The 8,736-nt window shown below is 61.8% G+C and carries 5 protein-coding genes and 1 pseudogene; 2 read left to right on the top strand and 4 right to left on the bottom strand.

Going from position 1 to position 8,736, the window contains the following annotated elements; translation table 11 throughout:
• Nucleotides 1-839: 839 nt before the first annotated feature.
• The 3 genes from ABI213_RS07935 to gcvA all read right to left on the bottom strand — a co-directional run bounded on the left by ABI213_RS07935 (nucleotide 840) and on the right by gcvA (nucleotide 6,103).
• Nucleotides 840-2,507, bottom strand: a complete 1,668-nt coding sequence (locus ABI213_RS07935) for a GMC family oxidoreductase N-terminal domain-containing protein (protein ID WP_348005350.1) — start codon at nucleotides 2,505-2,507, stop codon at nucleotides 840-842.
• A gap of 32 nt (nucleotides 2,508-2,539) precedes the next feature.
• Complete coding sequence (locus ABI213_RS07930) at nucleotides 2,540-5,038, bottom strand: CoA transferase (protein WP_348026635.1); 2,499 nt, start codon at nucleotides 5,036-5,038, stop codon at nucleotides 2,540-2,542.
• Nucleotides 5,039-5,179: 141 nt separating this feature from the next.
• Nucleotides 5,180-6,103 (bottom strand): transcriptional regulator GcvA, encoded by a 924-nt coding sequence (gene gcvA, locus ABI213_RS07925; protein WP_348026633.1) that lies wholly within the window; start codon nucleotides 6,101-6,103, stop codon nucleotides 5,180-5,182.
• A 170-nt stretch (nucleotides 6,104-6,273) separates the two neighbouring features.
• On the opposite strand from gcvA, the gene ABI213_RS07920 reads away from it, so the two are divergent.
• Entirely contained in the window at nucleotides 6,274-7,326 is a 1,053-nt protein-coding gene (locus tag ABI213_RS07920) for a hypothetical protein (RefSeq protein ID WP_348006816.1), read from the top strand.
• 110 nt (nucleotides 7,327-7,436) lie between these two features.
• On the opposite strand, the gene ABI213_RS07915 is transcribed toward ABI213_RS07920, so the two are convergent.
• Nucleotides 7,437-8,351, bottom strand: coding sequence for a LysR family transcriptional regulator (locus ABI213_RS07915; RefSeq protein WP_348006815.1), 915 nt, complete (start codon nucleotides 8,349-8,351; stop codon nucleotides 7,437-7,439).
• Between the two features lie 201 nt (nucleotides 8,352-8,552).
• On the opposite strand from ABI213_RS07915, the pseudogene ABI213_RS07910 reads away from it, so the two are divergent.
• Nucleotides 8,553-8,736 (top strand): annotated as a pseudogene (locus ABI213_RS07910) (aldehyde dehydrogenase family protein); the annotation flags it as partial.

The raw sequence follows: 8,736 nt of genomic DNA, 5'->3' as shown, positions 1-8,736 counted from the left end.
ACTCGCGATGAGATCATGGATTGTGAAAAATTCACTAGACTTCATATGAGGCTTTCTTTATTGAGAACTAACGTAATGTAGACCGCAAAACCTGCCGGATAAAAAAGGCGCTGCCGTATACATTGGGCATCGATATCTCCTGAAAGTGGCTTCTAGACTGGTTTTCCAGCGAGGTACCTGATTCAATACACAGGTATAAAAATTCCGACAAACCCCGCATTCGAACAGTGGGCCACTATAGCCCGGCGAAACCTTGTTATTTTTCTGGAGCCTGCAACTATTCTTCAGCGGGTAACGGTATGGAATGCTCTACTTTCCGTAGCTGCTTGCGCAGGTGGAGTCTGCACTGGAGCCACTTTCTCTTAGATATTTTTGACGGAGATGTGTAGTGGCGTGCGCAGCGGTGGGTGCCACAGTCACCGCTGACCGGGATGTGCGCCCGGCGCCGCAGTAACTTGTTTTTTGCGTGGTCGTCGCGGCGTCACCAAAAGAAAGGCCACCCCCGCTGTCTGCGTCCTGCGCTGGCGCTGCGGGAACCTGCGGTGCGCGCTGTGGGCGGGGTCTGGCTCAACTCGCCTGCGGCTCAAACAACGCCAGCCGTGAGCCGGAAATACTGGCAGCACCCACACCACCCAAAATTTCAAGCCAAACGGCCCGCCAGCGCAGTATCTAACTGCGTAACCAGCTATCCATTTGAGAGAATCCGGCAAGCCGAACGCCCACCGGTATGCAAGCAGACTTACCCACTCAGCCTAGCATCTTCCGGTACGGCGCAAAACCACGCTTGTCAGCGATCCAGTCGAAGCGCATGCGTTCGCTAGCTCCCATGCAAACCGGCCTCAGACTCCTGCAATGATCCAGCGCGCGGCCTTCTCGGCAATCATCAGCGTAGGGCTGTTGGTGTTGCCACTGACGATGCTGGGCATGACGCTGGCATCCACCACGCGCAGGCCCTGGATGCCGTGGACCCGTAAATGGCTGTCCACCACGGCCAGCGGGTTGGATGCCTTGCCCATTTGAGCCGTGCCCACCGGGTGAAAAATGGTGGTGCCAATGTCCCCGGCCAGGCGCGCCAGCTGTTCGTCGGTTTCGTACTGCACGCCGGGTTTGAATTCTTCGGGTTGGTAGCGGGCCATGGCCGGTTGGGCCGCGATGCGGCGGGTCACCCGCAGGGAGTCAGCGGCCACACGGCGGTCTTCGTCGGTGCTCAGGTAGTCGGGCGCAATACAAGGTGCATCCCGAAAATCTGCGCTGCGCAAGCTCACGCTGCCCCGGCTGCTGGGGTTCAGGTTACAGACGCTGGCGGTGATGGCGGGGAAGCTGTGCAAGGGTTGCCCGAAGGCCTCCAGACTCAGGGGCTGCACGTGGTACTGGATGTTGGGGTGCACGTAAGCGGCGCTGCTGCGGGTAAAGATACCCAGCTGCGACGGGGCCATGCTCATCGGGCCGCTGCGGGTCAGCGCGTATTCCAGGGCAATGCGCGCCTTGCCCCAGAGGTGGTTGGCCTGGGTATTGAGGGTGCGCGCACCCTGTACTTTGTAGACCGAGCGTATCTGTAGGTGGTCTTGCAAATTACGCCCCACACCCGGCGCGTGGTGCACCACGGGAATGTTGTGCTGCTGCAGCAACTCAGCATCGCCCACCCCGGAGAGTTGCAGCAGATGCGGCGTGCCAATCGCCCCGGCGCTCAAAATGACTTCGCGGGCCGCACGGACGGTATGGCGCTCTCCTTTGTATAGCACCTCCAGCCCGGTGCATCTGCGCGAACCGCCGTTTTCATTGCTAAACAGCAGTTGACTGGCCTGGGCACCGGTCCACACCGTCAGATTTTTGCGTTGCTTGCGCACGGGCCGCAAAAAAGCCTTGGAGGCATTCCAGCGCCAACCGCTGCGTTGGTTGACCTCAAAGTAGCTCACGCCGTGGTTGTCGCCGGTGTTGAAGTCGGTGGTGGCGGGAATACCGGCCTGTTGCGCGGCTTTGCTGAAGTCGTCCAGCACATCCCAGCGTAAACGCTGTTTCTCGATGCGCCATTCGCCGCCGGAGCCGTGCAGCGCGGCAAACGCTTGGGTGGCAGCGTCCGGGTTTGCCGCCGCCGCAGCGTCCAGCCGGTAGTGGTCTTCATGGGCCCGAAAGTCCGCCAGGCACTGCTCCCACGACCAGGCCTGGTCCCCCGTGGTGGCGGCCCAGCCGTCGTAGTCACGGGCCTGGCCCCGCATGTAGATCATGCCGTTGATGCTGGAGCAGCCGCCCAGCGTCTTGCCGCGCGGATATAGCAGCGTGCGGCCATTGAGTCCTGGCGAGGGGGCGGTTTTGAAGCGCCAGTCGGTGCGGGGGTTGTCAATGCAATACAGGTAGCCCACGGGGATGTGGATCCATGGGTAGTTGTCGGGCCCACCGGCCTCCAGCAACAGTACGCTGCGGTTCTTGTCCGCACTCAGCCGATTGGCCAGCAGGCACCCGGCGGTGCCTGCACCCACCACGATGTAGTCAAACGTCAACGCATTCATGTCAATTCCTTGGTGGTGCTAGTTTGGCACCGTCAGCTGGGCAGGTATTCGCCACTCCATGCTTCACTGACCGCATTGTTAGCCAACAGGGTGTGGATGTGCGCTTCGGAATAGCCCATTTGAGCCAACACCTTGCGGGTCGATGCGCCAAACTTCTCGGCGGGTGCCAGGGCCCGGATCGGGGCATGTTGTGGCCGAATGGCGATCGGGTCGAGTTGCGTCACACGGTGGCCGCTGGGATGGTCGGCAAAGATGCTGAAGGCATAACTCCCTTTGTCGGTGCCCGGCTGCTGGTCGGCGGCACGGCTGTAGCGGCTGCGCAGCTTGTCGATGTTGTCCGGTATGGCGGCGGCCACATCGGCGGCTTGCAGGCGGGTCTGCCAGACGGCTCCAGCTTCTGCGGCCAGTGCCGCCGCCAGAAATGCGGCCGGATCGACCGCCCCGCCGATGCCGCGCAGGCCCTCAACGCCGTCGAGTCGCCCCAGCTCTTTTTCACAGGTGTCCACATAAATCCAGTGGTCCGCCGTGCGAAAGAAGCGCGACAAGGGGGAAAAGCCCTGCACCTCACGACCCGAAGGCTCGTCAAACGGTGCCCGGCCCGCGTAGTCAAAGCAGTACGGTATTTGCACCAGGTTGCCCAGCGCCGACAGCGAAGTACGGGCACGGCTGGTTTCGCCGGTTTTGGCCTTGTGGTACAGGGCGGCGGCCACGCCCAGTGCGGCCGCAAACCCGCACATCACATCAATCGTGCCGACGTGGGCGTGCTCCTCCGGCGTTTGCATGCCGCCGCCAAAGCGCAGCATGATGCCGCTGGTGGCCTGCACCAGATCGTCGTAGCCAAGGTAGTCGGTTCTGGGGCCGCGCCGTGGGCCGCCAAAACAGTCCAGCTGGCAAAAGATGACGCCGGGGTTGAGCGCCTGCAGACTGGCTTCGTCCAGGCCCAGCGGTGCCAGTTGGCGGTCTGGTGCGTTCATCACCACCACATCGACCGAACGCACCAGGCGGTTGAAGACTTCGCGTCCGTCGGGGTGGTGCAGGTCGACCAGCACGCTTTGCTTGCCCCGCGCGGAAGACATGCCAAAGACCACCGTATTCCACGGGTCGTAGTTGGGCATGACGGGGTCGAGCTTGGTCACTTCGGCCCCAAACCGCCCCAGGAAAGAAGTGGAATGCGGGCCTGCAATCACATTCGTCAGGTCCAGAATGCGGATGCCTTGCAGCCAGCCAGCGGCGGGCTGGTCGGATGGGGGCGGTAGCCCGCTGGGGGCGCATCCGTCCAGAAGAGCCTGCGCCTCCGACACGGTCACCGTGTGGCGCGGCAAAGGCGACAGCATCTGCGCGGCACTCGCCTCCAGCCAGGCAACCGGCCCCGGCTGTTGCATTTCGCCGTATTCCGAATCGCGCACGTGGACCACCAGGCCCGTGGCATGGGCGTGCGCATCGTGCAGCCATTCCTGCGTACTGCGGTGGGCAGCGCCCGGAAACCGGCCTTCGCCAAAAACCTTCTCCCATTCGGCGGCAGTTTTGGTGAGGAAAACCTCTTGCATGCGCGCCGAGATGCGCTTGGCCCAGTGTTCGGGCAGCGGGTACACCCCCAGCGATGCATCGCCCTCCCACTGGTCCAAAGGCAAGTAAGGGTCGGCCACGTGGGGCAGGCCAGCGGCCAGCATTTCGTCCAGCAGCCCCATGGCTTGCAGGCAGCGCTTGGCGTGCGAACGGTGGGACGGGCACACGGCGTAGAACTTGCGGCCATCGGCACATGCGTAGGTGCGGTAGAAGGGGTCTAGGTACTCTTGCAGGTCGGCGTACTGCAAGTCCATGGGCAGGTTTTCTGCGCGCCGCCGCTCAATCTCCTTTTCTCGCAGGGTTTTATAGCGCAGCGGGTAGTCGTCGATCTGGATGGAGTTGTACGACAGGCCTTCCATCACCGCCGAGGCCAGTGGCACCTCGATGCCGTCGCCCCGCCCGTTGCGCTGGCGCGACTGCAAGGCCAGCGCCACGGCCGACACCGCCAGCATGGTGCCGTAGGACGAAGCCAGCGGCAGCGGCGAAAAACTGGGGTTGATGCCCATCAGCACCCGGTTTTGCCCCATGTCGGTAAACACCCCCGAGGCCGCGGCAATGATGGGCTCCAAGGCGCGCCAATCGCGGCGCAAGGCGTCGTTGCTGGCAAAACCCGGAATGGACAAGGTGATGAGCGTGGGCTGTTCGCGCCGCAAGGCGGCGAAGTCCAGACCCAGACGGGCCATCACGCCAGGGCGAAAGTTCTCCAGCACGATATCGGCCGCTGCGATGAGCGCCTTGGCATCCTGTAGGCCTTGCGCCGATTTCAAATCGATGCGCAGAGAGTGCTTATTGCGGTTCAGCACCGCGTTGGCCGGGCTGTCCCACAGCGGGCCATCGGGCGGGTCCACGTGAATCACGGTCGCCCCCAGATCTGCCAACACCATGGCAACGGCGGGGCCGGCAATGTACTGGCCAAAGTCGATGACTCTGACCCCGATAAACGGCAGCTGTGTGTGCTTTTCCATGGTGTCCCCGGTGTTGTAAAGCGTCTTGTACCGCCACCTTCAAAAGAAAAGATGCAGTGCCAAACCGGAGCGCAGTGTCCACCACAAAAAACACGGGCGAAAGCAATAAAAAAAATGTCTGAGGGGTGGTTTTATTTATAGCTAAAGCAGCAAGCTTTCGCTTTGCGTGCGCGATTCCTGGGCTTGCGCAGCCAGCCAGACGGCGAATGCGGCGGCTTGCGGGTTGACGATGCTGTGCGGGGAATAGACCAGGTAAAACGCCTCGCTGGTGGCGAAGCGGGCCGTCAACGGTGCCACCAGTTGGCCGGAGGCCAGCAGGGTCTGCACCAGCGACGAACGCGCCAACGCCACGCCCTGGCCCAGCTCGGCCATCTTCAGTGCAGAAATCAGGGTGTCAAATTGCATGCCCTGCGACGAGTCCACTTGGCCCGCACCCGCCTTTTTGAGCCAGTAACCCCAGCCTTCTTCGTAGCCCAACACGTGCAGCAACGTGTGCTGGGCCAGGTCTTTGGGCATCGCCAACGGGCGCTGTGGCGATGGCAATGACGGCGCGCACACCGGCACCAAGCGGTCCCAGGTGAGGCGCTCGGCCTTCAGCCCCGTCCACTTGCCGTGCCCGTGCCGAATGTCCAGGTCGGCTTCGGCATCGTTCACGCTGGCATCTCCGCCCCAGATGGTGCTGGTGATGCGCAAACCCACCTCAGGGTGCAAGGCACGAAATTGCGGCAGACGCGGTGCCAGCCATTGGGTAAAAAACACCAGGCTGACCCGTACCGTCAACACCCGGCGGCGGCCTTGGCCAAAGATCTCGTCGGTGGCCGCTGCCAAGCGCTCCACCGCCTCGTGCACCACGGGCAAATAGGCCAGCCCCGCCTCGGTGAGCTCCAGCCCCCGGGGCAAGCGCTTGAACAGAGCCGCCCCCAGTTGGGACTCCAGTGCCTTGATCTGCTGGCTGACGGCGGCCTGCGTCAAGTTCAGCTCGGCCGCCGCGTGGGTAAAGCTGAGGTGCTGGGCGGACGACCCAAAGGCGCGCAGCCAATTCAGCGGGGGAAGGCGTTTTTTCACAGGGCTAGCCTTGGGCAAATGCGAGGCCGCGATGGTACTGCCCTAGGGGGCGTGGTGCTACTTGTTCTATAGCCTTACGAGTGTCTGCGCCGTCGGCGCCAGTGGTAGGCACTCCTATTAAGCCCAGCCTTTAACCGTAAACTCCGCTCACTTTGGGAGGGACGGAAAAAATGGAATTTCAGTGGTGGTTTATTCTTGTCGGCGTTGCCGTTACGCTGCTCATTGGCCTAGCGATTTGGCGCTTCTTCAGCACGGCGACCGAAGGTATCCATGCCTTGGCAGGGACAACCAACGAGGCTATCGATGCAATCAAACCGCTGACATCAGCGGTAGGCCATGTCATAGAAGGTGCGGGTAATGTCGTCCATAGCGCGGCAGACATCGTCCAGGTTTTCGCGGACTCCCTGCGCAACAAGCAGCACCAGCGAGTTCAATTGGCATCCGAAAACGCTTCACTGCACGCACAGATCGAGCAACTGAGGGGCCGCCAAGTGAATGCGACTGCCATCGAACGGCAGTTGCAGGTTTCCTTCTTCTCCATCAAGAGCAAATACACCTCGTTCAAGAAGACCAGCAACAATATGGACGTTGGTGGTTTGCTGGGGCTCGAGCGCCCCACCACCCGGGAGTTCGTGGGCATCATCGATGCGCATTTCACCGCCAAGGTTGGCGTTGACCTGAAGAAGCTCCGGTTCGAGCTGAAGAAGGAGTCCAACGTCGTCTACGTCATTGGTGCGCATGAAGTGCAAAACATTGGCCTCAGCGATCTCAAACTAGAAGCGCCATTCACCGAGGCACGAACCATTTTTCACAAGACCGGAACGCGTGCTGGTGCGATTGGCGTTCTACCCGAAGACGGCGAACTGCTGAAAGAATCTCGTCTGCACCAGAGCGAAGTCCTCCAAGAAATCCAGAACAGTACGCTGACATCGTCTCTCGCCGAGGCAAACGAGAAAGTTGCCCTTGGATTTTTTCAAGCGCTCATGGGCGCGGGTCGATATGAGTTTGTATCCAAGACAGATGCCAGCGACACACCGCTGACCTTCGAGCAGCTATGCGGCGAAATAAATTCGGCACTCTCATTGCAAATAGATGAACTGGAGACAGCCCGCGCATCTGCCAGCGCCCGCGCCGACTACCTAGACCATGAAATTCTCGAATTGGCCATCCAAAGCAACATCGAGCGCAATGGATTTCCCAATCTAGCCGCGGTGAGGGAGTAGCGTGTCGCTGGCAGGTCGATCAACAGCACTATCCATCATTCGGCTGTACCCTCAATGAACAGCGCCCATGCCGGTGCGTCGCATCGCGATCGGTGGGTTTCCCTCGATTTTTAGCGATCTTTCTCCTGCCCAGCCGCCCCCCGAATCCAATCGCGAAACGCCCGCACCAAGGGCGCTTCGGCCCGCGACTCGGGGTAGACCAGGTAGTAGGCATCGCTGCTCTGCAGCGCCTGCGGAAACAGTTGCACCAGCGCGCCGGATGCAATCTCGGCTTCGACCAAAAACCGGGGCAACAGCGCAGCCCCCAGCCCGGACACCGCCGCCTGGGCAATCATCGCAAACTGCTCGTAACGCGGGCCGCGCAGGGCATTTTGGCCGTGTTGGCCGTCGGTACCCACCTGCTCGAACCAGTCGGCCCACTGGGTGGGGCGGGTGGTTTGCTGCAGCAGCACCGCCCGGGCCACACCCTGCACCTGGGCAATGCCGAGCCGCTGCCGGTAGGCGGGGCTACACAGGGGCACGACCTGCTCGTGCATCAAATATTCGCACACCGCACCAGCCCACAGAGGCGCGCCAAAGTGGATGGCGGCATCCAGCGGCTCCTGGGCGAAGTCGAAGGGCTCGCTGCGGGCGGCGATGTTGACGGTCACGTCGGGGTGCAGCGCGGCAAAGTCGGCCAGCCGGGGGATCAGCCAGCGGGTGCCAAAGGTGGGCAGCACGGCCAGGTTCAGCAGGCCACCACCATCCGACCAGGCCATCGTCTTTTGCGTGGCCGCCGCCAGTTGCTGCAGCACGGCGCGCACGTCGGCGGCGTAGACGCGTCCTGCGTCGGTCAGCACCACACGCTGGCGCACGCGGTGGAACACGGCCATGCCGAGCTGCGCCTCCAGTTGGCGGATCTGGCGCGACACGGCGCTTTGCGTCAGGTGCAATTCTTCGGCCGCGCGCGAGATGCTGGTGTGGCGGGCGGCGGCCTCGAAGGCCAACAGGTCGGCGATGGGTGGCAGAAAGGCTTTTCGCAGCATAGTGATGCCCTTTTGGAATGAAGCGCAGTTTCTATTTTTAAAGAAATTTGACCACCAGCGCAGATTTAACCTGCGCTGGCAGCTAGCATCTCTGCAGACCACATTATTCTATTTAAGCATCAACTCCTTCGCATTTGTTGCTATACAGGTGCAGCAGATTGGAGGATATTGGGGCCACTTTTATCCTGCCACCATTGCCCCATGCCCCACACCGCCAGCCCTCTGCCCGCCGAAGTTGACCAATTGCTGCAACGCCTGGGCGTAACGCGCGCCGCGTATACCAGTGGCACGCTGGCCGTGCGCTCGCCCATCACAGGCGAAACCATCGCCCAGTTGCCGCAAACCTCGCCTGCCGAGGCTAGCGCCGCCATTGCCCGCGCCCAGG

Origin of the sequence: Rhodoferax sp. (genome assembly GCF_039922535.1) — a bacterium.
GTDB lineage: Bacteria > Pseudomonadota > Gammaproteobacteria > Burkholderiales > Burkholderiaceae_C > Rhodoferax_B.
Note: the sequence above shows the minus strand (reverse complement) of the source record. Positions and strands in the feature narration are given on the sequence as shown.

Excerpts from the sequence above, each read along its gene's own strand:
- ABI213_RS07935 (WP_348005350.1), bottom strand. The coding sequence starts at position 2,507 with ATGAATGCGTTGACGTTTGACTACATCGTGGTGGGTGCAGGCACCGCC.
- ABI213_RS07915 (WP_348006815.1), bottom strand. The coding sequence starts at position 8,351 with ATGCTGCGAAAAGCCTTTCTGCCACCCATCGCCGACCTGTTGGCCTTC.
- ABI213_RS07920 (WP_348006816.1), top strand. The coding sequence starts at position 6,274 with ATGGAATTTCAGTGGTGGTTTATTCTTGTCGGCGTTGCCGTTACGCTG.
- ABI213_RS07930 (WP_348026635.1), bottom strand. The coding sequence starts at position 5,038 with ATGGAAAAGCACACACAGCTGCCGTTTATCGGGGTCAGAGTCATCGAC.